17 protein-coding genes and 2 pseudogenes are annotated in these 23849 nt (G+C 68.8%); 12 read left to right on the top strand and 7 right to left on the bottom strand.

What is annotated here, in order from left to right; genetic code table 11:
• Window positions 1-102: 102 nt before the first annotated feature.
• Together ACILRJ_RS15080 and ACILRJ_RS15075 are read left to right on the top strand one after the other, a co-directional pair.
• Window positions 103-624: an ECF-type sigma factor gene (locus ACILRJ_RS15080; RefSeq protein WP_395684022.1), complete on the top strand. Its 522-nt coding sequence runs from the start codon at window positions 103-105 to the stop codon at window positions 622-624.
• Between the two features lie 41 nt (window positions 625-665).
• Complete coding sequence (locus ACILRJ_RS15075; RefSeq protein WP_395684021.1) at window positions 666-3428, top strand: protein kinase domain-containing protein; 2763 nt, start codon at window positions 666-668, stop codon at window positions 3426-3428.
• Here ACILRJ_RS15075 and ACILRJ_RS15070 read toward each other — a convergent pair.
• The 3 genes from ACILRJ_RS15070 to ACILRJ_RS15060 all read right to left on the bottom strand — a co-directional run bounded on the left by ACILRJ_RS15070 (window position 3414) and on the right by ACILRJ_RS15060 (window position 7474).
• Window positions 3414-3632 carry a hypothetical protein gene (locus tag ACILRJ_RS15070; RefSeq protein ID WP_395684154.1) on the bottom strand — a complete coding sequence of 73 codons (219 nt, stop codon included), beginning with the start codon at window positions 3630-3632 and terminating at the stop codon, window positions 3414-3416. The genes ACILRJ_RS15075 and ACILRJ_RS15070 overlap by 15 nt on opposite strands.
• A 16-nt stretch (window positions 3633-3648) precedes the next feature.
• The gene (locus tag ACILRJ_RS15065) at window positions 3649-5769 is read right to left on the bottom strand and encodes a hypothetical protein (protein ID WP_395684020.1); all 2121 of its coding nucleotides are present in this window, start codon (window positions 5767-5769) and stop codon (window positions 3649-3651) included.
• A 145-nt stretch (window positions 5770-5914) separates the two neighbouring features.
• Window positions 5915-7474 (bottom strand): hypothetical protein, encoded by a 1560-nt coding sequence (locus tag ACILRJ_RS15060; RefSeq protein WP_395684153.1) that lies wholly within the window; start codon window positions 7472-7474, stop codon window positions 5915-5917.
• A gap of 216 nt (window positions 7475-7690) precedes the next feature.
• Here ACILRJ_RS15060 and ACILRJ_RS15055 point away from each other — a divergent pair, with 216 nt between their 5' ends.
• Window positions 7691-8005 (top strand): hypothetical protein, encoded by a 315-nt coding sequence (locus ACILRJ_RS15055; RefSeq protein WP_395684152.1) that lies wholly within the window; start codon window positions 7691-7693, stop codon window positions 8003-8005.
• 56 nt (window positions 8006-8061) lie between these two features.
• On the opposite strand, the pseudogene ACILRJ_RS15050 reads toward ACILRJ_RS15055, so the two are convergent.
• The 4 genes and pseudogenes from ACILRJ_RS15050 to groES form a co-directional block, all read right to left on the bottom strand.
• A pseudogene (locus ACILRJ_RS15050) lies at window positions 8062-8292 on the bottom strand (transcriptional regulator); the annotation flags it as partial.
• A gap of 232 nt (window positions 8293-8524) precedes the next feature.
• Window positions 8525-11356: a choice-of-anchor D domain-containing protein gene (locus ACILRJ_RS15045; RefSeq protein WP_395684019.1), complete on the bottom strand. Its 2832-nt coding sequence runs from the start codon at window positions 11354-11356 to the stop codon at window positions 8525-8527.
• 314 nt (window positions 11357-11670) lie between these two features.
• A complete protein-coding gene (gene groL, locus ACILRJ_RS15040; protein WP_395684018.1) occupies window positions 11671-13317 on the bottom strand; it encodes a chaperonin GroEL in 1647 nt (548 codons plus the stop codon).
• A 56-nt stretch (window positions 13318-13373) separates the two neighbouring features.
• A complete protein-coding gene (gene groES, locus ACILRJ_RS15035) occupies window positions 13374-13664 on the bottom strand; it encodes a co-chaperone GroES (RefSeq protein WP_395684017.1) in 291 nt (96 codons plus the stop codon).
• A 254-nt stretch (window positions 13665-13918) separates the two neighbouring features.
• Here groES and ACILRJ_RS15030 point away from each other — a divergent pair, with 254 nt between their 5' ends.
• The 9 genes and pseudogenes from ACILRJ_RS15030 to ACILRJ_RS14990 all read left to right on the top strand — a co-directional run bounded on the left by ACILRJ_RS15030 (window position 13919) and on the right by ACILRJ_RS14990 (window position 23846).
• Complete coding sequence (locus ACILRJ_RS15030; protein ID WP_395684016.1) at window positions 13919-16135, top strand: endonuclease; 2217 nt, start codon at window positions 13919-13921, stop codon at window positions 16133-16135.
• A gap of 210 nt (window positions 16136-16345) precedes the next feature.
• Entirely contained in the window at window positions 16346-16675 is a 330-nt protein-coding gene (cutA, locus tag ACILRJ_RS15025; RefSeq protein WP_395684015.1) for a divalent-cation tolerance protein CutA, read from the top strand.
• A gap of 48 nt (window positions 16676-16723) precedes the next feature.
• Window positions 16724-19020: pseudogene (locus ACILRJ_RS15020) on the top strand (protein-disulfide reductase DsbD family protein).
• Window positions 19020-19568: a TlpA family protein disulfide reductase gene (locus ACILRJ_RS15015; RefSeq protein ID WP_395684014.1), complete on the top strand. Its 549-nt coding sequence runs from the start codon at window positions 19020-19022 to the stop codon at window positions 19566-19568. The pseudogene ACILRJ_RS15020 and the gene ACILRJ_RS15015 overlap by 1 nt, the downstream one beginning before the upstream one ends.
• A gap of 109 nt (window positions 19569-19677) precedes the next feature.
• Window positions 19678-20118, top strand: coding sequence for a type II 3-dehydroquinate dehydratase (aroQ, locus tag ACILRJ_RS15010; protein WP_395684013.1), 441 nt, complete (start codon window positions 19678-19680; stop codon window positions 20116-20118).
• 31 nt (window positions 20119-20149) lie between these two features.
• Window positions 20150-20617, top strand: a complete 468-nt coding sequence (gene accB / locus ACILRJ_RS15005; RefSeq protein WP_395684012.1) for an acetyl-CoA carboxylase biotin carboxyl carrier protein — start codon at window positions 20150-20152, stop codon at window positions 20615-20617.
• Between the two features lie 11 nt (window positions 20618-20628).
• The gene (gene accC / locus ACILRJ_RS15000) at window positions 20629-21996 is read left to right on the top strand and encodes an acetyl-CoA carboxylase biotin carboxylase subunit (protein ID WP_395684011.1); all 1368 of its coding nucleotides are present in this window, start codon (window positions 20629-20631) and stop codon (window positions 21994-21996) included.
• 91 nt (window positions 21997-22087) lie between these two features.
• The gene (gene prmA / locus ACILRJ_RS14995) at window positions 22088-22990 is read left to right on the top strand and encodes a 50S ribosomal protein L11 methyltransferase (protein WP_395684148.1); all 903 of its coding nucleotides are present in this window, start codon (window positions 22088-22090) and stop codon (window positions 22988-22990) included.
• Window positions 22991-23063: 73 nt separating this feature from the next.
• A complete protein-coding gene (locus tag ACILRJ_RS14990) occupies window positions 23064-23846 on the top strand; it encodes a YiiX/YebB-like N1pC/P60 family cysteine hydrolase (RefSeq protein ID WP_395684010.1) in 783 nt (260 codons plus the stop codon).
• Window positions 23847-23849 lie beyond the last annotated feature (3 nt).

Raw genomic sequence — 23849 nt, 5'->3', positions numbered from 1 at the left:
AAGGACGCGCAACCATCGTCGCGAGCGACATCCCTCTTTCACGAAACCCGCGGGCGCTCGTTCCGACCATCCTGCTACAGTGACCGCCGGAGGGAAGTTGCCGTGAATGAAGCTGGGGCGGAACGAACCGCGGATGCCGCGTTCGACGACATCTACCAGCGCCTGCGGCTGGTCGCGCGACGCGAGCGTCGACGCGTCGGCGCTGGCGACACGATCAACACAACCGCGCTCGTGCACGAGGTCTACCTCGACATCTGCCGGCGCGACGGCGCGCTCGCCCTGCGCGATTACGTCGGCTACGCCGCACGCGCGATGCGCCACCTGCTGATCGATCACGCGCGCCGCTACCTGCGACCGAAGCATGGCGGCGACCTGCAGCGCACCGCGTTCGATACCGGAGCGCTCGACGGCGTGCGCATCGATGCCAGCCAGGCGCTCGAGCTCGATTCCGCGCTGTCCCGCCTCGCCCAGCTCGATCCGCGCGCCGCGCGCGTGGTGGAGCTGCATTTCTTCGCCGGCCTCGAACTCGAGCGCATCGCCGAACTGCTCGAGGTCTCGCTGCGCACCGTCAATCGCGACTGGCGCGTGGCGCGCGCATGGCTGCAGGGCGAACTCACCAGCTGACACCTGTCGCGTTCGGCGACGATTCCTCGTCGAGTATCCGCATGAGCAACGCTGACCACGACGCCTACGCCCGCCTGCGCAACCTGTTCGAACACTGCGCCGACATGGCGCCGGGCGAGCGCGAAGCCTGGCTCGAGCGCGAGGCCATCGACACCACGACCCGCATCGAGCTCGAAATCATGCTCGCCGCCGATGCGAACGGCGGCGGTCTGCTGCGTCGCGAAGTGGTCGACCTGATCGAACGACTCGACGAACCGGCCGACGAGTTCGACGCCGGCGGCCTCGTCGGCCGGCGCTACGGCGCGTTCCAGCTCGTGCGCCTCATCGGTCGCGGTGGCCAGGGCACGGTCTACGAAGCGGCTCGCGTCGAGGGTGATTTCGCCCAGACAGTTGCCGTGAAGCTTCTGCGCCGCGGCATCCACGACCCGCACGAGCACCGACGCTTCCGGCGCGAACGCGACATCCTCGCGCGCTTCGACGACCCCGGCATCGCCCGCCTGATCGATGGCGGCGTCAGCGCCGAGGGCGTGCCCTACCTCATCATGGATTTCGTCGACGGCGAACCGCTGGACCGCTGGTGCGAACGCCGCCCGACCGATCTCGCCACGCGCCTCGCGCTGTTCGAGCGCGTCTGCGGCATCGTCGCGGCGGCGCATCGGGCCCTGATCGTGCACCGGGACCTGAAACCCGCCAACGTGCTGGTGACCGCCGACGGCACGGTCAAGGTGCTCGACTTCGGCATTGCGCGCCTGCTCGACGAGGACGACGCGCTGACGCACACGCTGGTGCCGCTGATGACGCCCGGCTACGGCGCGCCGGAGCAGCTCGACGGCAGCGCGATCACGCTCGCGACCGACGTGCACGCGCTCGGCGTGATCCTGCGCCAGCTGGTCACCGGACGATCGCCGCAGGACGCCGGCGCCGGTGCAACGCCACCGCCGGAACTGCACTGGATCATCGCCAAGGCGACCGCCACCGAGCCGGAACGTCGCTACCGCGACGCCGCGGAGCTGCGCGACGACGTCGTGCGCTACCGCATGGCGCGCCCGCTGATCGCGCACCCGCCTTCGCGGCTGTACTTCGCGCGCAAGTTCGTGCGTCGCCATCGCGGTGGCGTGCTGGCGACGATGCTGTTCGTGGTCGGCGTGCTCGCCAGCGCCGGCGTCGCGCTGTGGCAGGCGAAGGTCGCGCGCGAGCAGGGCGCGCGCGCCGCCAGCGAGGCGGAACGCGCGAAAGCGGCATTGGCTCGCGCGGAGACGGTCCGCGACTTCGTCGTCGAGGTGTTCGAGACCGGTGGCTCCGGCCTGCCGCGCGACCAGTTGCCCGATACCGCGACCCTGCTCGAACGCGGGCGCAGCGCCGCACTGGCCGGCGGTTCGCGCGCGCCGGAGACGCGCGCCGACATGCTGTCCATGCTCGGCCGCATCTACCTCGGACTGCAGCGCGAGGACCGCGCGCTCGAACTCGTGAACGAGGCGCTGGCGATCCTGCAGAAGCAGCTGCCGCGCAACGACGAGGCGTATGCCGTTGCGCTCGCGCGGCGCGGCGAACTGCACGGCAGGCTCGGCCATGGCGAGGAAGCGCGCAAGGACTTCGACGCCGCGCTGGCGCTGCAGGCCGCACGCGACCCCGAGGGACTCGACGTCGCGCGCACGCTGATCGCGCGGGGCGAGCAGCGCGCCGCGAACGCCGAGGTCGCGGAAGGCGTCCGTGACTACGAGCGCGCGCTCGCGATCGAGGCGAAGCATGCGGACGCGCCGATCGCGCTGCGTGCGCAGACGCTCAACGGCTACGGCATTGCGCTGTGGCGCGCCGGCGATTGCGCGGGCGGCGAGGCGCCCCTGCGCGAAGCGGTCGAACTGTCCCGGCAGGCCTGGGGCGACGATCACGCCGAAACCGCCGGCGCGTTGTCGGGCCTTTCGCTATGCCTGACCCAGCAGCTGAAGTTCGCGGAATCGGAAGCGGTCTCGCGCGAAAGCCTGGCGATCCTCGAGCACATCTACGGCGCCGATCATCCCGCGCTCGGGCAGTCGAAGAACAACCTGGCCAACCTGCTCGCCCGCGTCGGCAAGCTGGGCGAAGCCGAACCGCTGCTGCGCCAGAAACTCGCGGCCGACCACGAAACCGGCGTCGACGAGGCCGGCAGCGGCCTCAATACCTGGATCAATCTCGCCAATCTGCTGCGCAACCGCGGCGATCTCGATGGTTCACAGGTCGCGTCATTGACTGCCCAGCGCATCGCCCGGCGCATCGCGCCGGATGCTGCGGTCGGACACGAACCAGACCTGTTGCTCGCGCATCTGGCATTGGCGAGATCGGATCTCGCGGCGGCGCAGTCCGGCATCGACGCCTACCGCCGCTGGCAGGCCACGCCACAGGGTGCGCAGGCCATGCTGCCGGCGCGTATCGACTTCCTCGAGGCACGCATCGCGTTGCAACGCCGCGACCTCGCCGCCGCCGAGCCGCTGGTTGCGCGCGGACTGGAAACGGTCGAGCGCCTCGGCTGCACGGACGGTGCACGCGGCTACATCGTCGCCGCGGCCCTGCGCCAGGCGCAGGGCCGCGATGACGAAGCGGGTGCGCTCCTCGACAGCGCCGCCGCACTGTGCGAACGGCTCGGCACACCACGCCACTTCGCCTATGGCGAGGCGCTGCTCGCGCGCGCCGAATGGCGCCTGCGCCACGCCGACCGCCAAGGTGCCGACGACGACGCGCGGCTGGCCGACGTGGCGCTCGCCGCCGAGTTGCCAGCGGAGCACGACAAGCGGCTACGACTGGCGGCGCTGCGCTCACGATTGCGATGAACCCAATGGATGAGCTGGATCAGACATCCGTGCCGCCCATGCCAACACCGCCACCGCCGTGGTCGTGCGCCTCTTCGGCGCGTCGGCGACCACGGCTTCCGCCGCGATGACGTGTCCGGCGATCGACGCGGCGTTCTGCAGCGCGCAGCAGGTGACCTTAGTCGCGCGGGCCAGCGGTCGTCGCTTGCGTCTGTTCACGATCAAGGCATCGGCATTCCCTTCAGCCGTCGAAACCGTCGGTGAACAGCGCGTCGCCGACGTCGAAGCGCACCGGCACGACCGTGCGTGGATGCTGCGGGTCATTGCTGCCGATGCACAGCGCGGCTTCGTAGTGCCCGGCCGCCAGCGCGGACGGATCGAGTGTCACGCTGATCGAGGCGGCGCCGTGCGCACCGACGTCGCCGGAAACCGCGGACAGCGACAGCCATGGCACGTCGGACGGCAGTGCGCACGCATCGGGCGCCTCGACCGCGCGCACGAGCAGCGCGTGGTAGTCGGGGAACTGGTCGACGATCGGATCCCAACCACCCGGCGCACCGGGGTTGCCGCGCATCAGGTAGCCGTTGCCGGCATCGGGCGTGCCGTTGACGTCGGACGCAACATAGACCACGCCGGGATCGATCGGATCGAACTGCACGCCGATGTAGACGCTGCCGGAATCGATGCTGAGGCCGAGGCCCGACAGGTCCACGCGCACGAACGACGCGACGGCGGTGGTCGGGATGTCGGTCGCGACCGCATCCACCGCGGCGAGCAGGTTGCCGGGGCCACCGTCCCAGCCGCTGTCGTCGTAGACGACGAGCTGGAACGCCTGGCTGGTGCCGGGCGCGCTCGGTGATGCGAGGAACGACACGCATGCGCTCGTGTACGTCGCCGGGTACGCACTCGGCGTGAAGCGGTCGACGTAGCCGGCGAGGCTGAACAGCCCGGAACCGTCGCGGTAGCCGTCCTCGGGCGCGCCGTCGTCGTGCACCACGATGCCCGGCGTTGACTCATCGCAGCCGGCGGTCGTCGCGCCACGCAGCGAAACGACGTCGCGCGCGTGTCCGCGCCAGCGATCGCGCGTGGCGTCGTTGCCTCGCTGCTTGCGCAGCGCAAGCGGCGTCGGTGCATGCGCGGGCGGCGCGGTCGACGGCCGAGCCGCCGGCGCTTCAATCGCGTTCCATTGCAGCGGCAGGTCGCCGTCGTTGCGGATCTGCAACGGCAGAACGACCGCGGCGCCACCCGGCTGCGCGCTCGCGCCGAGCGGCGTTGGCGTGACCGCGATCGTCGCCGGCTGCAGTGCCGGCGCGACCGCCAGGTGCACGGTCGCGCTTGCGCTGTACGCGGTCGGCGAAGTGCGCGTCCAGGCGAGCGCACTCCCCGGCGCAATCGATGGCGAGTTGTACGAGTACTGGTTGCCGATTGATGCGTCGACGTTCTGCAGGCCGACCGTTGCGCTTCCACCCATGTCCCAGTCGGCATTGCTGGCGTCGCCGAACACGGTATTCGCGTAATGGAACTGGAGCGAGCCGTCCTCGCCGAGCAGCGCCTCGAACACGGCCGGGGCACCGCCGTTCTGGAAAAAGTGCGGACGTATCCACTGGACGATCGCGCGCCGGTTCGGCGATGCGCCGTCGACCTGCCACCAGACATTGCCGGCGCTGTCGGCAAAATCGTCCCAGAACGGCGCGATGATCGGTCCGCCCATGAAGATGTCGGGTTCGTACGGCAACGGATCGTTGAACGCGTAGCTGAAACCGTCGAGCGTACCGAGCACGAGCGTGCCGTTGTTGCCGATCGTCAGCAGGTTGCTGGCGCCGTCGTAGAACGGAAACGCGAACGGCAGCGTGACACCGGTCGCGGCATCGTCGGCGAGGCCGAGCGGCGTACCGGTGCCGACGATGTCGGTGAACGCGAACGGGATCGCGGTGGCCGCGTAGCCGGGTTCCTGGTCCTGCGCGGTCCAGGTGGCGGCATAGTCTCCGGCGGACAGGGTCGCGGTCACGATGCGGTTGAATTGCATCGACGCGCCAGGTGCGACGGCCTCGTGCATCAGCGCGAACAGCTCGCCATCGACGCTGTCGACAAGCGTGTGGTAAGCGAGCGTCGAACCGCCGAGGTTCGTCAGCGTGTAGCAGAAGTTGACCGCATCGCCGGCGTGCACGTCGAGCTCGGTCGCGCTGCCGCAGGTGGCGGGATCGCCATTGTCCAGCGCGAGGCCGACGGCCAGCTGGAGGTCGCCGCCGGCCGGATTCGCGGCGGCATGCAGGTGGATGGGCTCGCCCGCCGCGACGACGGAAGTCGCGAGCAGGGGCAGGCAGACGGACAACAGCAGGCGGATCGTCGAAGACAGGTTCACGGGCGCTCACCACGGCAGGAGTCGGGATCGGGCGGAACGGTGGCGGCCGCTCCGCCTGCGACCGTAGCAGGCCGCTCGCGCGCCGCATGAAGCAGGCGTCAACACCGCGTGACAGGGGCGTGACAATGACGCAAATCGCAGCGGATCAACCGCTTGCGATCGCGATTCGCGCATGCACGCCGGCGCGGCGCTGGCGTGCGCGGCGCAGCGATTCGTCGTCGCCAAGGCGCTGGTACAGCTCGATCATCGCGTCCGCCGCGTCGCCATCCCGGTCGGCGTAGACGGCAAACCGTCCCGCAATGCGCTCGGCATCGCTTTTGCGCCCGGCGCGCAACAGGAAACGCGCATAGGCGGAGCCGGCGACAACCGTGCGGTCCGGTCGATGGGCCTCGACGGCACGCGCGAACGCCGCCGCATATCGTTTCTCCGCGTTCGCGGTGTCGCCATGCGCATCGGCGACGCGCGCTTCCGCGAGATCGAGCGCATAGGCGAAATCGGAATCGGCCGCAGCGTCTCCGGCGCCGCGCAGGCGGACCAGCAGGCGTACGGCGAGCGCGTCTTGATGCGCGGCCAACGCGGCGTCGATCAGCACGCCTGCAGCCCATGCCGGGCTGGCATCGGTGGTCGGATCGACCGGCTTAACCACGCGTTCGAGCAATGCGTCGGCATCCGCAACGGCACCGGCCGCGTCGCCGCGCGCGCGCGCCAGTGCGCGGCGCAGCACGGCGAATTCGGGTGGCGCGTCGGCGCGACCATCGTCGTAGCGATCGAGCAGTGGCAGCGTCGCGTCGAGATCACCGCTCGCGAGCAGGGTCAGCGCGCGCGTGAACGCGATCGAACGTACCGCGCGCGGATCGTCCATGCGCGGCGTCAGGCGCCACGCGCGCTCGCTGCTCGCGAGCGAGCCGTCGAAGTCGAGCATGGCGCGCTGCGCGTCGGCTTTTGCCGCGAGCGTCGATGCAAGATGGTCCTGCACGCCGAAACGCTCGAATGTCGCCGCGGCACGGTCGAACGCCGCGATCGCCTGGTCGAAATGGCCGTGCCACGCATGCGCCATGCCTTCGTTGTTGTCGACGCTCGCCTCGCCCGGCAGGTTGCCGGCACGGCGCCAGGCGATGCGCGCGAGGCCGAAGCTCGCGAGGGCGTCGTCGTAGCGGCCGCTCTCGTCCTCGATCGTGCCGCGCAGCATCCACGCCCGGCCGAGCAGCATCGGTTCGTCGAGGCCGTCCAGCGCCGCGAGTGCGGCATCGCAGCTTGCCTGCGCGCGCTCCAGTTCGTTGCGCCGGTACGCAATCGCGCAAAGACCGTACGATGCACGCGCGCGCAATGCCGCCGGCAGGGCGTCGCCTCCCGCGGCAAGCGCTTCGAAACCACGCTCGGCCAGCGGCAGGCGGCCTGAACGCTCGTCGATTTCGGCCGCGCGCACCGCAATCGCCGGTTCGCTGCGCAATCCGGGCGGCGCCGACTCGACCAGTTCCGATGCGGCGCGCATGTCGCCTTCGAGGAAGGCGGCATCAATGCGCTGCTGCAGTTCGAGCAGAGGCGGTTGCAACGCGGCATCGCGCGCCGGCTCGAGGCCGAAATGCCGCGCGAGCACGAGATCGATCGCTTCGAGCGGGGTCGCCGCGGTCGCACTGTCGCGCATGCTGTGTTCGGCGTCCTGCACCTCGAGTTCTGCCGTCCAGCCGTCGTCGCCACGCCGCATGCGCGTGGGACGCCGGCGGCGAACGCGAGCCGCTGCGCCGGATCGGCGGCGACGCCGGCATCGGCGCGCGCGAGCAGGGCGATCGCCTGTTCGGTCGGCAACGCGGTGACGCCAGCGCGTTCGCGCAGGCGCGAGACAAGGTAGTCCATCGCTCCGAAGCGGATCCAGCGCGACGACGCATCCTCGTCCGCGACATCGACCGGCAGCGCCAGCCAGGTGGCGGCGACCGGTGCGCCCGACTCGGCCGACGACGCATTGGCCTGCGCTGCGGCCGGGGGGTCCGGCGGCAGCGGTGCGTTCCAGCGCCGGATGAACGCGACGATGGCGACGGCGACGATCGCCGCGAGCACGAGCACGACGCCCGCAAACGCGACGCGGTGTCGGCGTGCGGCCGCGTCCGTCGCACGCGCGCTGGCAGGCACCACGGCAATGTGCTCCGCCGCTTGCGCGATCTGCTCGATCGGCGCCGTGGCGACCTCGCCCGGCGGCGCGTCGTTGCCGACGATCTCGACCGGTGCGACCCAGTGGTAACCGAAACGCGCGACCGTGCGGATCACGCGCTGCTCCTCGCCGGTGTCGCCGACCGCACGGCGCGCGCGAGCGAGGGTCTGGCCGAGCAGCGCGTCGCTGACATCGACGCGACCCCAGACCGCGCTGATCAATTCGTCGCGGCCGACCGCGCGCTCGCGCCGTTCGAGCAGGTAGACGAGGCAGTCGAACGACTTCGGCGGCAGCGCGACCGGCCCGCGCGCACTGCGCAGCTCGCGGGCAGGCGCGTCGAGTTCGTAGTCGTCGAAACGGTAATGCAGTGCGGACATCGGGACATCGTGCAGGGCCGCCAACCGGCGGGCAGACGCGCCGCGCCACGGCATCCCGTCGACTGTATCAGGTTGTCGCTGCGGTGCCGGCGAGTAAGCGGCGCCCCTCGGGGTCCACCGCGGGCATTTCTTGCCGGCGGCCGCCGAGACGGGCGGCCGTGCGCTGCAGCGACGACGTCACGCGCGCTGCATTCGCGCGCCCGCGAAGCCAGGGCGCGATTGCGTCCGGCCCTCAGCGCGAGGGCGTGGCCGCGCCATCCGCGCCACGCACGCGCCAGCGCATCTGCGGTGACGCGAGCGTGGCTGCGAGCGGCGGCTGCGTACCCTCGACGACCAGGGTGACGCCGTCGTGGTCGTCGACGAACGCGAGCGACGGCGCGTCCGACGTCGTCGCCCATGGGGTCGCCCGTGCGCGTCGCGTGGCATCGACGACGACGACGCGCAGGTTCGCGGCCGGCGTCGCATCAATGCGGAAACCGCTGCCGTCGGCAGCGCGCGCCGAGAGCATGGTGTGCACGTCGGCCGCGCCGGGTTCCGTGCCGGATGGCAGCGCGCGGATGTCACCCGCCGCCAGCCCGGCCGCATTCGCGAGCAGGTCGGCCGCGTCGAAGCTGTCGCGGAACAGGACGAGCACGTCGGTGTCGTCCGCGCTTGCCGCGTAGCCTGCGTAGGCACCCGATGTCTGCACGGCCGTTTCCACCGCGGAACCGCCGGCATCGGCGCGCACCGGCACGCTGAGCAGGTACGTCACGCTGCCATGCGCGGGAACGAGCGCGACGTCGGCGAGGGTGCCGCTGCCGCCCGCGCTGCAGGCACCACCACCGGCATCGAGGCAGATCCAGCTTGCCTGCGCGGCATCGACGGCATCCGCGAGGGTCGCGACGATGGCAGTGCCATTCGCGGCGACGCTGCCGTCGTTGCGCACGATGATGGCGTAGTCGAGCATCTGTCCGTAGCCCGCATGCGCGATGCCGTCGTCGATCGAGACGGCGAGCGCGACATCCGGCGCGAGGTTCTCGAGCGCGAACGCTGCCATCCCGGCGACGCCTGCCACCGTCGCATTGACCGCGTAGCTGCCTGCCACGGCATTCGCGATTGCATCGACGGATGCGTAGCCATCGGCGTCGGTGACCGCACTCGCGGCAACCGTCGCGCTCGCGCCGCCGACCGGAGCGGCGAATGCGACGCTGACGCCGGGCACGCCGAGGCCGCCGTCGTTGGTCACGCGCACGGTCAGCGGCACGGCAAACGCGTTGCCGACCGTGACCGACTGCGGCGTGCCGGAAACGGCGGCGACCACGCTCGGCGGATTGAACGCGAACTCCGCGACGACGCTGCACGCGGCGACGATCGGGCCCGCGGTGAACGTGTCGTCGTCGAGTACACCGGGGCAATCGCCGCCGACGCCGCCGACGTGATAGCCGGCATCCGGCAGCAGGTGGAAGAACGCGCTGCCGCCGAACGCGACGGTCAGCGCGCCGGGCGGATCGATCGAGCCGTGCCCGCCCGAAGCGGGCGTCACGGTGAACGTATCGATCGCGAAATGCGCGAGGACGCCGCAGTCGCTCACGACTGCCGCCGTCGTGAACACGTTGCCGACGAGCGCGCCGCCGCAGTCGCCGTCGACACCGGCGACATGGTGCCCGGGCTGCGGCGCGAGCGTGAACTGCACCTGCGAACCCTCGGCGACGATTTGCGGCGCGTCCGGGCCGATCGTGCCCGCGCCATCGGCGGCGGGCGTGACCGTGTGCGAGGTAACCGCGCTGCCCGCCAGCGTCGCGACGAACGGATTCGGCACGCCGTCGCTCGGGATCTCCACGCGCGCGGCATGGCTGCCGACGGCCGCCGGCGTGTAGGTCACCGAGAACGCGCAGGTCGCCGAAGGCGCGAGCACGGCGCCGTTGCAGGCGGCGACGTCGCCGCCTGCCGCGAACTCCGCCGCATCGGTGCCGGCGATCGCGATCGAGCCGAGCTGCAACGTGCTGTCACCGCCGTTGCGGATGGTCAGCATGCGCGTGCTCGCAAGCCCGAGCGGCACGGCGCCGAAATCGGCCGGATCCGGCGCGACCTCGAGTTGCGGCACGATGCCTTCGAGGGTCAGGCGCACGCCGAAACCGGGGAACCAGGTCGTGTTGATCCATTGCGAGGCACCGGAACCAACGAGATGGTCGCCGATCGCAATCGGATTGGCGATGCCGGTCGCGCCGAAAGCGCCACTGCCGTAGACAAGCGCGTAGGAGCCTGGTGCAAGCGCGACGTCGTCGAAAACGCCCGCGTACTCATCCGACACGCTGCCGATCGGCACCAGCGTCGACGCGACGACGGCGTCGGCGAATGCGGCCGAACCCGGGCCGGGCAATGGCGTCGTCGGCGTGGTCGTGCGCAGGATCGCCGCGTACACGCTGCCGCTGCCGCCGGCGTAGGACCAGATGCCGGTGCGGCCGACACGGGTGGCGCGCGCGAGCGTGAAGCGCATCGCAAAGAGGTGGTTCGCGTCGATCGTCCAGAAACCGCTCGCCCACCACGCATCCGGCAGCGCGGTCTGCGCGAGGAAGCGGGTCGATGGCGGCGCAACCGGCGGCAACGCGTGGCCGCGCAGGAACACGCGCAGGTTCACGCCTTGCAGCACGAACGCATTGGTCGTCGCGTTGACCGTGTACGGCCCCCGCGTCTGTGGCGCCGTCGGCTGGCCGGTGTGGTTCAACGTCGCGAAGAAGTCCGGCGCGGTCGCGCCATGGCGGCCGGTGCCGATCACCAGCGCATACCAGCCCGGCTCGAGCGTCGCGGACAGTGGCGCGGCGACATCGTTAGGCGTCGTCGAGTCGACCGTCAACAGGCTCGTCGCGAGCAGACCGGTCTCGCCGACCGCATCGGGCGTCGACACCGGCGTGCCGACGCGATGGAGCGCCGCGTAAACCGTGTGCGTGCCGGCGCCGAACCGGCTCAGTTCGGCGCCGACCTCGCTGACCTCGGTGCGCTCGGTGACCCGGAACGTGATGCCGGACGGGTTCGCGCTGATCGCGATGCCGCCGCCGGCATCGCCCGCCGCCGAACTCTCGAACACGAACGGATCGCCGGCCTGCGCGGATGCGGCGAACGCGAAAAGTGCCCAGAACGCGATCCGGACCAGCGATCGCAGCGGAAATTGCGGCCGAAGCCGCCCTGAAGATGCCTGCATAAGCGTTCCCCCCTTTCCATTGCTCCCGTCTGCAAGCGCAAATCAGTGCCCGCGCGAATCACGGCCGCGGTATCGGTCGCAAAGAAAAAGCCCCGCATCGCTGCGGGGCTTTTGATGTTGCGGGGCGGAGGCATCAATACCATCCCCACCCAACCCTCCCCTTGAAGGGGAGGGCTTGTTCTCGCGAAGCGGAGCGGCGCTTAGAAATCCATGCCGCCCATGCCGCCCATGCCGCCACCGCCACCGCCGTGGCTGTGGGCCTCTTCCTTCTTCGGCGCTTCGGCGACCATGGCTTCCGTCGTGATGACGAGGCCGGCGATCGACGCGGCGTTCTGCAGCGCGTAGCGGGTGACCTTGGTCGGATCGAGGATGCCCATCTCGACCATGTCGCCGTATTCGCCGGTCGCGGCGTTGTAGCCGAAGTTGCCCTTGCCGTCGGCGACCTTGTTCAGCACCACGCTGGCTTCCTCACCGGCGTTGGTCACGATCTCGCGCAGCGGCGCTTCCATCGAGCGCTTGGCGATCTGGATGCCGTGGTTCTGGTCTTCGTTGTCACCCTTGAGCTTGGCAAGGCCGGACAGCGCGCGGATCAGCGCGACGCCACCGCCCGGGACCACGCCTTCCTCGACCGCCGCACGCGTCGCGTGCAGGGCGTCTTCGACGCGCGCCTTCTTTTCCTTCATCTCGACTTCGGTCGCGGCACCGACCTTGATCACGGCCACGCCACCGGCGAGCTTCGCGACGCGCTCCTGCAGCTTCTCGCGGTCGTAGTCCGAAGAGGTCTCCTCGATCTGCGCCTTGATCTGCTTGATGCGCGACTGGATGTTCGCCGCTTCGCCGGCGCCGTCGATGAGCGTGGTGTTTTCCTTGGTGATGTGCACCTTCTTGGCGCGGCCGAGGTCCTTCAGCGTCGCCTTCTCGAGCTGCAGGCCGACTTCCTCGGAGATGACCTGGCCACCGGTCAGGATCGCCATGTCCTCGAGCATCGCCTTGCGACGGTCGCCGAAGCCCGGCGCCTTCACGGCGGCGACCTTGACGATGCCGCGGATCGTGTTGACGACGAGGGTCGCGAGCGCTTCGCCTTCGACTTCCTCGGCGACGATCAGCAGCGGCTTGCCGGCCTTGGCGACGCCTTCGAGCACGGGCAGCAGCTCGCGCACGTTGGAAATCTTCTTGTCGTACAGCAGCACATACGGGTCTTCCAGCTCGACCTGCTGGCTTTGCTGGTTGTTGATGAAATACGGCGAGAGGTAGCCGCGGTCGAACTGCATGCCCTCGACGACGTCGAGTTCATTGTCCAGGCCCGAGCCTTCCTCGACCGTGATCACGCCTTCCTTGCCGACCTTGTCCATCGCCTCGGCGATGAGCTTGCCGATCAGCTGGTCGCCGTTGGCGGAGATCGTGCCGACCTGCGCGATCGACTTGCTGTCGGCCGACGGCTTGCTGAGCTTCTTGAGCTCCTCGACGGCGCCGATGACGGCCTTGTCGATGCCGCGCTTGAGGTCCATCGGGTTCATGCCCGCGGCAACGGCCTTGAGGCCTTCGCGGATCAGCGCCTGCGCGAGGACGGTCGCGGTGGTGGTGCCGTCACCGGCGACGTCGGAGGTCTTGGAAGCGACTTCCTTGACCATCTGCGCGCCCATGTTCTCGAACGCATCGGCGAGTTCGATTTCCTTCGCGACGGACACGCCGTCCTTGGTGATCGTCGGTGCGCCGAAGCTCTTCTGCAGCACGACGTTGCGACCCTTCGGGCCGAGCGTCGCCTTTACCGCATTGGCGAGGGTATTGACGCCGCGCAGGATGCGCGCGCGCGCGTCTTCGGAGAAACGGATTTCTTTGGCAGCCATGGTTGTTCCTAATGAGTGTCTGGATGGATTCGATTGCAGCGGCGCAGCGCGCCTGCTTACTTCTCGACGACGGCGATGAGGTCTTCTTCGCGCATGACCAGCAGTTCCTGGCCCTCGACCTTGACCTCGGTGCCCGAGTACTTGCCGAACAGCACGATGTCGCCGACCTTGACCGCCATCGGGCGGACCTTGCCGTCTTCCTGGATCTTGCCGGTTCCGGCGGCGATGACCTCGCCCTTGACCGGCTTCTCGGCAGCGGCGTCGGGGATCACGATGCCACCGGCCGACTTCGTCTCGGCTTCCAGACGCTTGATGATCACGCGATCGTGCAACGGGCGAAGCTTCATGGATGTCTCCATCAACAGGTTGATTTGAAAGGGATTGTCTAACTCTGTTAGCACTTGTACTTGCTGAGTGCCAATTTTAGCGACGAAAGCGCCCCTGCGGAAGGGGCGTCGTCGACACGCAGCAGGAGATGGCGCCCGCCGCGGGTGATTCAAGGGCGCGGCCGGCCGTCCTGAAAATGTCGCGGGCGCCGCTTATAGTAGGCAATGCAGGTCTGCGGCGAGGTGCCCGGACCTCTTTCCTGGGGGAAATCCACATGCGGTCCATCCGAGGCGCCGGCGGCGCCATGCTCTGCTTTTGCCTTGCGCTCGCCGCGCCTGCCGCGCTGGCGCAATACGTTTCACTCACCGGCACCACCGTCGAACATTTCGACACGCTCCTCGCGAACGGCACCGGCTCGACCCTGCCGACCGGCTGGCGCATGCTCGAGGCCGGCTCGAATGCGAACACGACGTACGCGGCCGACAACGGCGCCACGCCTGGCGGCAACACCTACAGCTACGGTGCGACCGGCAATTCCGAGCGCGCACTTGGCACGCTGCGTTCCGGTTCGCTGCAACCGCTGATCGGTGCGCAGCTCGGCAACGACAGCGGCCTCGTACTCGACCACATCGACGTCAACTATGCCGGCGAACAATGGCGCCTCGGCGTCGCCGCTCGTGCCGATCGCCTCGACTTCCAGTACAGCCTCGACGCGACCTCGCTCAACGATGCCGCTGCGACCTGGGTCGACATCGATGCGCTCGACTTCGTCTCGCCGAACACCTCGGCCGCGGTCGGCGCGCTCGACGGCAACCTCGCCGCGAACCGCGTCGCGCTTGCCGCCACCATCGACGGCCTTTCCCTGGCGCCCGGCGCGACGCTGTGGGTGCGCTGGATCGACGCCGACATCGCCGGCGCCGAAGACGGCCTCGCGATCGACGACGTGCAGTTCAGCGTCGACGGCACGCCGCCGGTCGACAATCCGCCGACGGTGGCCTCGACGACGCCGGCCGCGAACGCGAGCGGCGTCGCGCTCGCCGCCTCGCTCAGCGTCACCTTCAGCGAAGGCGTGACGGCGACCGAGCCGTGGTACTCGATCGTCTGCACGACCTCGACCACGCACACGGCGACGGTCTCCGGCGGACCTGTCACCTTCACGCTGACCCCGTCGCCCGCGTTCGCCGCGAATGAAAGCTGCACCTGGACGATTCTCGCCGCCGGCATCACCGACCTCGACGGCACGCCCGATCCACTCGCCAGCGACCAGGCGGTCACGTTCACGACGATCGATCCCGCGACGGCGCCTCCGACAGTTGCTTCGACCGAGCCGGCCAACGGCGCGATCAATGTCGCGATCGCGAGCGACATCCGCGTCACCTTCAGCGAAGCCGTGACGACCAGCAATGCGTTCACGCTCACCTGCGACTCGACCCCGATCGCGCTCGACGAAACGGGCAGCGGCACGCAGCGCACCTTGACGCCCGCGACGGTGCTGCCGACCGGCGGCACCTGTGCTTTCAAGGTCCTCGCCAGCGGCGTGCTCGACCTCGACAACATCCCGCTCGCAGCGGATTACGTCGCGACGTTCCAGATCGCGAGCGGCTCGCTCGGCGACTACTACTCGCACGTCAATCCGGTCAGCCCGGAGCAACTGCGCTGCTCGCTGCACAACACGATCAAGGGCCACACGGTGTATCCGTACAGCGGCGGCGCGCAGAACAGTTGGACGATCCTCGAGATCGCGCAGCAGGACCCGAACAACGCGGCAAAGATGATCGACGTGTATCGCAACCGCTCCTACACGATCGGCAGCGACCGCGCCGGCACCGGCGGCGGCATCACCTACAACCGCGAGCATACCTGGCCGAACTCGCTCGGCTTCGCCAACTCCAGCCTCGCCGCGTACACCGACACGCACATGCTGTGGCTGTCGGACACTGCGCAGAACGCGAGCCGCGGCAACAAGCCGTACGACAACTGCGCCAGCGGCTGCACCGAACTGCCGACCGAGGTGAACAACGGCGTCGGCGGCACGGGTCAGTCCAACTGGGTGAAATCGCCGGACGGCAACGCCGGATCGTTCGAGGTCTGGAGCCACCGCAAGGGCGAGATGGCGCGCGCGATGTTCTACATGGCGATCCGCTACGAGGGCATCGCGGCCGAGGACGCGCACGACGGCAACATCCCCGACCTCGAACTCACCGACAACCGCAGCCTGATCGTCATCACCAGCAACACCGCCGCGAAGGCGTACATGGGCCTGCTCTCGACCCTGCTCGACTGGAGCGTGCAGGATCCGCCGGATGCCGAAGAAATCGCGCGCAACGACGTGATCATGAGCTTCCAGGGCAACCGCAATCCGTTCGTCGACCATCCGGAATGGGCGACGCGCGCGCTGTTCGAGTCGAATCAGCCGGCAGTATGCGAGCCGGTCATGCCGAACGACACGATCTTCGACAACGGCTTCGACGCGGCGCTGTTGTTGCACTGACCGTGGCAAATCCAAACCGTTCGCGTTGAGCGCAGCTCGCCCTGCGAGCGGAGTCGAAACGGCTTGACACGCACCCTTCGACTCCGCGCCTGCGGGGCTGCGCTCGGGGCGAACGGAATTGGGCAAATCCAAACCGTTCGCATGGGTCAGGCCCGGGGCAAACGGAGTGTGGTGTGCGATCATCGGCGGCCCAGCCCAACGCCGATCGCCATGCCCGCTGCCGTCCTCCACTGCAGTTGTCCCGACGCCGAAACCGCTGCGCGCATCGCGCGTGCGCTGGTCGACGAGCGGCTTGCCGCATGCGTGCAGGCGCTGCCGGGCGTGACGTCGACGTATCGCTGGCAGGGCGAGGTGCAGGTCGATGCGGAGACGCTGCTGCTGGTCAAGACCTCGTACGCGCGGATCGAGGCGCTGAAGTCGCGCATTGCCGAACTGCATCCGTACGAGCTGCCCGAATTGCTCGTGCTGGAGGTCATCGATGGCGCGCCGGATTACCTTGCGTGGCTCGAAGCCGCAACCACGGCCACCGCCTCACGATGAACGTCCTGCAAGATTCGCGGTCCAAGCGCGGTCCCTCTGCCGCAGCCGATGATTCCACGGAGTTTTTCCCGATGCGCAACCTGTTCGCCGGTCTCGCCACCGCGCTCGTGATCACCCTCGCCGGCGCCGCAAACAGCGCCCGCGCACAGGACGAGAGCGGCCTGCTGCCGGTCGAGCAGGCGTTCAAGCTGAGTGCGCGTACCGACGGCGCCGGCAAGCTCGCGCTGCACTGGGACATCGCACAGGACTACTACCTGTACCGCTCGCGCATGAAGGCGAAGACGACGCAGGCCGGCCTCACGCTCGGCACGCTGGATCTCCCGCCCGGCGAACAGAAGCACGACGAATTCCTCGGCGAGGTCGAGGTCTACCACCACTCGATCGATGCGACTCTGCCGTACACGCTCACCGATGCGAGCGCTAAAAGCGCCAGCGTCACGCTGACCGTGCAGGGCTGCCACGAGACCGATCCGAAGATCTGCTATCCGCCGAGTCCGACCACGGTCAGTGTCGAGGTCGCGGATGCCGGAGCGAAGAGCATCGCGGCTGACGCCGCTCCTGCAGGAGCCGGCGGGACGGCGCTCGGCATCCAGCTCGGCACCGGCGCAACGAGCGGGCTTCCGGGAACCGACGCTTCGCCGCTACCGCCGGAACAGGCGTTCGTGTTCGAGGCGATCGCGCAGAGTCCGACCACGATCCTCGCGCGCTGGACGATGCCGAAGAACTACTACCTGTATCGCGACAAGAGCATCGTCACGCTCACCGATGGAAACGGCGTGCAACTCGGGGCGCCGCAGTGGCCGGCCGGCGTCGACCACACCGACGAGCACTTCGGCATGGTCAAGGTGTATTTCGACCAGGTCGAACTGCCGATCACGCTGCTGCGCGAACAGGGCACGGCGCAAAGCGTGAAGCTGCATGCGGAATACCAGGGTTGCCTCGAGAACGGCATCTGCTATCCGGTGATGCAGAAGGACGTAGTGGTCGAATTGCCGACCGCGAGCCTCGAACAGCTCGCGGCGGCGAAGGCTTCGTTTGTGCCGGTGCCGAAGAGCATCGCGGCGCAAGCCGCTCCTGCAACCGCCACATCTTCCGCCTCGCAGCCCTCGCCCCCCGACCCTCAGCCCTCGCTCGGCGGCATCCTCGGCGCCCTGCTCGCCGCCGTGCTCGGCGGCCTCGTGTTGAACCTGATGCCGTGCGTGCTGCCGGTGCTGTCGCTGAAGGTGCTCGGCCTCGCGCAGAGCGGCGAGAGCGCGGAGAAGGCGCGCAAGCACGCGCTCATCTATACCGCCGGCGTGCTGGTCGCATTCTCCGCGATCGGGCTCGCGGCGATCGGCCTGCGTGCGGCGGGCCAGGCGCTCGGCTGGGGCTTCCAGTTGCAGCAGCCGATCTTCGTCGCGGTGCTCGTCTACGTGCTGTTCGCGATCGGCCTGTCGCTGTCGGGCGTGTTCAACATCGGTGCCGGCCTCGCCGGTGTCGGCCAGAATCTGGGCAACCGCGGCGGCGCGGCCGGCGACTTCTTTACCGGCGTGCTCGCGGTGGTGGTCGCGAGCCCGTGCACGGCGCCGTTCATGGGTTCGGCGCTTGCGTACGCGTTCTCCGCCTCGTCGCTGGTCGCGCTGCTGGTGTTCCTCGCGCTTGGCGTCGGGCTTGCCCTGCCGTTCCTGCTCATCGGTTTCGTTCCCGCGCTCGCGGCCCGCCTGCCGAGGCCCGGCGCGTGGATGGAAACGCTGAAGCAACTGCTCGCGTTCCCGATGTACCTGACCGCGGTGTGGCTGGTATGGGTGCTCGGCAACCAGCGCGGCATCGATGCGGTCGGCTGGGTGTTGATCGGCGCGGTCGTGCTCGCGCTCGGCCTGTGGTGGTGGGAGCGCAGCCGCTACCGCGACGGCATGCTCGCGCGCGCGTTCGCGTTGCTGGTCGTGCTCGGCGCGGCGCTGCCGCTGTGGCAGGTTGGGCAGCTCGCGCTGCCGAAAGCCGCGCAGGCGGCGAACGCCGACACGTTCGCGTATTCCGCCGAACGCCTTGCCGCGCTGCGCACCGAAGGTCGCGGCGTGTTCGTCGACGTCGGCGCCGACTGGTGCGTGACCTGCAAGGTCAACGAGAAGGCCGTGCTCTTCACGGATGCGTTCCGTGACCTGCTCAAGCGCAACAACGCGGTGTTCATGAGCGCCGACTGGACCAATGTCGATCCCGCAATCACCGCGTTCCTGCAGCAATACAAGGCGGTCGGCGTGCCGCTGTACGTGGTGTTCCGCGCCGGCGAGCCGGGGCCGGGCCAGGCGCTGCCGACGGTACTGACCCAGGCAATCGTCGAGGACGCATTCAAACCGAAGGCGCACTGATGGCGATGGATCGCAGCCATCTGCTGGTGATCGCGCTGGCGCTCGGCGGCGCGCTCGGAGGGTTCGGGCTCAGCGTGTGGCTGTATCCGGCGCGGATGCCGCAGACGACGGCGCTGGTCGGCGCTGCCCGTCCGGCGCTGGAACTGCCCGATGTCGATGGCAGCCGCGCCTCGATCGCACGCTGGAACGGGCGCCTGCTGCTGCTCAACTTCTGGGCCAGCTGGTGCGGACCGTGTATCGAGGAAATGCCGCTGCTCGAGCGCGCCCAGCAGCGCCATGGCGGCGCCGGCCTGCAGATTGTCGGCATCGCGGCCGACGGCGCGCAGGCCACGCGCGCCTTCCTGGCAAAGCACCCTGTTACCTATCCGATCCTCGTGGATGATCCGGATCTGCACGCGAACGACCGCGATTCCGCCGCGATCTACGGCAATGACCGCAACGTGTTGCCGTATTCGGTCCTGATCGGGCGCGACGGGCACATCCTCGCGCAACGGTTCGGCAACTTCACGGAAGGCAGCCTCGAACAGTGGCTGGCACCGCATCTGTGACCCGCAATTCCTGAAATCTCGGCAAACAACCGCCGAACGTCGCCGAACTGGACAGATCGCGCGCCCTCGTCCAGACTTGCACCCCCCGTTTTTCGGCGAACCGCCCCGCGTGGCCAAGCTGCTCGTCCTCCACGGCCCCAACCTCAACCTGCTCGGCACGCGCGAGCCGGAGCACTACGGGCGTGCCACGCTCGCACAGATCGACGCGGAACTGGCAGGCATCGCGACCGCATCCGGACACGAACTCGCAAGCTTCCAGTCGAACGCCGAACACGCGCTGATCGAGCGCGTGCATGCAGCGCGCGCCGACGGCACCTCGTTCATCCTGATCAACCCGGCCGCGTTCACGCATACCAGCATCGCGCTGCGCGACGCGCTCGCCGCGGTGGCACTGCCATTCATCGAGGTCCACCTCAGCAACGTGCACGCGCGCGAACCGTTTCGCCGTCATTCCTATTTCTCGGACCTCGCGGTCGGCGTGATCGCCGGCTTCGGCGCGCACAGCTACGCGCTCGCGCTCGATGCCGCCGTGCGCCGCCTCGCGGCCTGAACCCTTTCCAGACTTACAGCCCGGAGTCCCCATGGACCTGCGCAAGATCAAGAAGCTGATCGACCTGCTCGAGGAATCCAACCTCGCCGAACTCGAAATCAAGGAAGGCGAGGAGATCGTGCGCCTCTCGCGCGTGCCCAAGGGCATGGTCAGCACGATGGCGATGGCACCCGCGCCGATGCCGGCGCAACGCATCGAGGCCGCGCCTGCTGCGGCGACCGCCGCCGACGCCGCGCCGGCTGCCACCGGCAAGGTCGTGCCGGATGGCCATGTCCAGAAGGCGCCGATGGTCGGCACGTTCTACGCCTCGGCCAACCCCGACTCGCCGCCGTTCGTGAAGATCGGCCAGCAGGTCAAGGCCGGCGAAACGCTCGGCATCATCGAAGCGATGAAGATGTTCAACCAGATCGAAGCCGACGTCGCCGGCACCGTGCGCGCGATCCTCGTCTCGAACGGCCAGCCGGTCGAATTTGACGAGCCCATGTTCGTCATCGGCTGAGGCGACACACCATGCTCGACAAGGTAGTGATCGCCAACCGCGGCGAAATCGCATTGCGCGTGCTGCGCGCCTGCCACACGCTCGGCATCAAGACGGTCGCGGTGCACTCGACCGTCGACCGCAACCTCAAGCACGTCGGGATGGCGGACGAGTCGATATGCATCGGCCCGCCGGCGGCGGCCGACAGTTACCTCAACGTGCCGCGCATCATCGCGGCGGCCGAAGTCACCGACGCGCAGGCAATCCATCCGGGTTACGGCTTCCTGTCCGAGAACGCCGACTTCGCCGAGCGCGTGGAGAAGTCCGGCTTCATCTTCATCGGCCCGACCGCGGACGTGATCCGCCTCATGGGCGACAAGGTCGAGGCGATCCGCGCGATGAAGGCGGCCGGCGTTCCGTGCGTGCCGGGCTCCGGCGGCCCGCTCGGCGACGACATCGCGGCGAACACGAAGGTCGCGCGCGAGATCGGCTATCCGGTCATCATCAAGGCAGCCGGCGGCGGCGGCGGACGCGGCATGCGCGTCGTGCACACCGAAGCGCATCTGTCCAACGCCATCCAGATGACCAAGTCGGAAGCCAAGGCCGCGTTCGGCAATGGCGAGGTCTACATGGAGAAGTTCCTCGAGAACCCGCGCCACGTCGAAATCCAGGTGCTCGCCGACGGCCAGGGCAACGCGATCCACCTCGGCGAGCGCGACTGCTCGATGCAGCGCCGCCACCAGAAGGTGGTCGAGGAAGCGCCCGCGCCGGGCATCACGCCGGAGCAGCGCGCGGACATCGGCCGCACGTGCGTCGAGGCGTGCAAGCGCATCGGCTACCGCGGCGCCGGCACGTTCGAGTTCCTGTACGAGAACGGCCGCTTCTACTTCATCGAGATGAACACGCGCATCCAGGTCGAGCACCCGGTGACCGAGCTCATCACCGGCATCGACCTCGTGCGCGAGCAATTGCTGATCGCCGCGGGCGAGAAGCTCACGATCCGCCAGGAAGACATCGTCCTCGACGGCCACGCGATCGAATGCCGCGTCAACGCCGAGGACCCCGACACGTTCATGCCGAGCCCGGGCCTGGTGAAGCGCTTCGAAGCGCCCGGCGGCCCCGGCGTTCGCGTCGACACGCATGTCTACGACGGCTACAGGATCCCGCCGAACTACGACTCGATGATCGGCAAGCTGATCGTGCACGGCCGCGACCGCGCGACCGCGATCGCGCGCATGCGCATCGCGCTGTCGGAGATGGTCGTCGAAGGCATCAAGACCAACGTGCCGCTGCAGCAGCGCATCATGGCCGACGGCGGCTTCCAGGCCGGCGGGCAGAACATCCACTACCTCGAGAAGCGCATGGCCGAGGCGAAGGAAAAGGCGATCGGGATCGGGTGATTCCCAAGCGGCGCGGCCTGGGCCTTGCTCGCTGCGCTCGCGTTCACGACCGTCGCAAGCATGCTCAAGCGCTGACCGAGTGCCGTTGTCTATGCCTTTCCTCGAACTCTCACTGACCCTCCGTGCGACCGAACAGGAACGCGTCGAGCTCGCGCTGGAAGAGACCGGCGCACTCGCGGTGACCCTGCTCGACGCCGATGCCGACACGCCGAACGAGCGCGCGATCCTCGAACCCGGCGTCGGCGAAACGCCGCTATGGGGCGAGATCGCACTGTCCGCATTGTTCGACGCCGATGCGGATCGCGCCGGCCTGTTGCACGTACTCGCTGAACTGTTGCCGGAGATCGAACCGGCGCAGGTGCGATTCCGCGAAGTCGAAGACCAGGACTGGACGCGCGTCTGGATGGACGATTTCAAGCCGATGCGTTTCGGCCGGCGCCTGTGGATCTATCCGTCCAATATCGAGCCGCCCGGCGACGACGCAGAGACGGTCGTCGTGCGCCTCGATCCCGGCCTCGCATTCGGCACCGGCACGCATCCGACCACCGCGCTCTGCCTCGAATGGCTCGACGGCCTCGACCTCGTCGGCAAGCACGTGATCGACTACGGCTGCGGCTCCGGCGTGCTCGCGATCGCCGCGATCAAGCTCGGTGCCGCGCACGTCGACGGCATCGACAATGATCCGCAGGCGATCCTCGCCAGTCGCGACAATGCCGAACGCAACAGCGTCGCCGACCACCTCGCGCTGTACCTGCCGCACGAGTTTGCACACGCGCCGGCCGACGTGTTCGTCGCGAACATCCTCGCCGGCCCGCTCGGCGAACTCGCGCCGCGCTTCGCCGAGTGCGCGAAGGCGGGTGCGCCATTCGCACTGTCGGGCATCCTCATCGGCCAGGCCGATGAACTGCTCGCTCGCTACGCCGAATGGTTCGACGAGCTCGTCGTCGAGACGCGCGAGGACTGGGTGCGCATCTCCGGCCGGCGCCGCGCCTGAAGCAGGCCTTGCGGCTTCGCCAGGATCGGCCGCGCGCTAGACTGGCACGATCGCATTCAACGCGGAGGTACTCGTGGGTCCGTTGCAATGGCTCGGCCACCAGCTCGCGCGCTACCTGGCCCGGCCACGACCGGGCCTGCACGTCGCGACCAGCCGTCCGGGCCTGCTCGCGGCGACCTTGCGCAAGGGCGACGTGCTGCTCGTCGAAGGCACCAGCCGCTTCTCGGCCGCGATCCGTACCATCACCCAGTCGACCTGGTCGCACGCGGCGTTGTACATCGGGGATGCGCTGTCGGCGACGCGCGGCGACGACACGCCGCTGCTGATCGAGGCCGATGTTAACGAAGGCGTGCGCGCGGTACCGGTCGCACGCTACGAGCAGATGCACACGCGCATCTGCCGACCGGTGGGTGTTTCCGACGCCGACATCGACAGCCTGCTTTCCTACGCGATCAGCCGACTCGGCCAGCAGTACAACCTGCGCAACGTGTTCGACCTCGCGCGCTTCCTCGTGCGCCCACCGCCGGTTCCCGAACGCTATCGCCGCCACCTGCTCGCGTTCGGCGGCGGCGAACCGACCAGCGCAATCTGCTCGTCGCTGATCGCCGCCGCATTCGGCTCGATCCGCTACCCGGTGCTGCCCGACATCGAGATCGCGCGCAGCAAGGGCGAAGCCGGGCGCGAACAGGTGCGCGAGATCCTGCACATCCGCGATTCGCGCCTGTACGTGCCACGCGACTTCGATGTCTCGCCGTACTTCAGCATCGTGAAACCGACCCTGCTCGCCGATTTCGACCCGCGCACGCTGACTTGGGCCAGCATCCCGTCATTGCCGATGGACGCCGCCGAAGACTGACGC

The sequence above is a fragment of the Dokdonella sp. genome, assembly GCF_044227025.1.
In the GTDB taxonomy this organism is placed as follows: domain Bacteria; phylum Pseudomonadota; class Gammaproteobacteria; order Xanthomonadales; family Rhodanobacteraceae; genus Dokdonella_A.
This window is presented reverse-complemented; position numbering and strand designations above follow the sequence as displayed.

Bases quoted from the DNA above. Each gene is read 5' to 3' on its own strand.
- ACILRJ_RS15075 (WP_395684021.1), top strand. From the start codon at position 666: ATGAGCAACGCTGACCACGACGCCTACGCCCGCCTGCGCAACCTGTTC.
- ACILRJ_RS15060 (WP_395684153.1), bottom strand. From the start codon at position 7,474: ATGCGGCGTGGCGACGACGGCTGGACGGCAGAACTCGAGGTGCAGGAC.
- groL (WP_395684018.1), bottom strand. From the start codon at position 13,317: ATGGCTGCCAAAGAAATCCGTTTCTCCGAAGACGCGCGCGCGCGCATC.
- groES (WP_395684017.1), bottom strand. From the start codon at position 13,664: ATGAAGCTTCGCCCGTTGCACGATCGCGTGATCATCAAGCGTCTGGAA.
- ACILRJ_RS15030 (WP_395684016.1), top strand. From the start codon at position 13,919: ATGCGGTCCATCCGAGGCGCCGGCGGCGCCATGCTCTGCTTTTGCCTT.
- cutA (WP_395684015.1), top strand. From the start codon at position 16,346: ATGCCCGCTGCCGTCCTCCACTGCAGTTGTCCCGACGCCGAAACCGCT.
- ACILRJ_RS15015 (WP_395684014.1), top strand. From the start codon at position 19,020: ATGGCGATGGATCGCAGCCATCTGCTGGTGATCGCGCTGGCGCTCGGC.
- accB (WP_395684012.1), top strand. From the start codon at position 20,150: ATGGACCTGCGCAAGATCAAGAAGCTGATCGACCTGCTCGAGGAATCC.
- accC (WP_395684011.1), top strand. From the start codon at position 20,629: ATGCTCGACAAGGTAGTGATCGCCAACCGCGGCGAAATCGCATTGCGC.
- prmA (WP_395684148.1), top strand. From the start codon at position 22,088: ATGCCTTTCCTCGAACTCTCACTGACCCTCCGTGCGACCGAACAGGAA.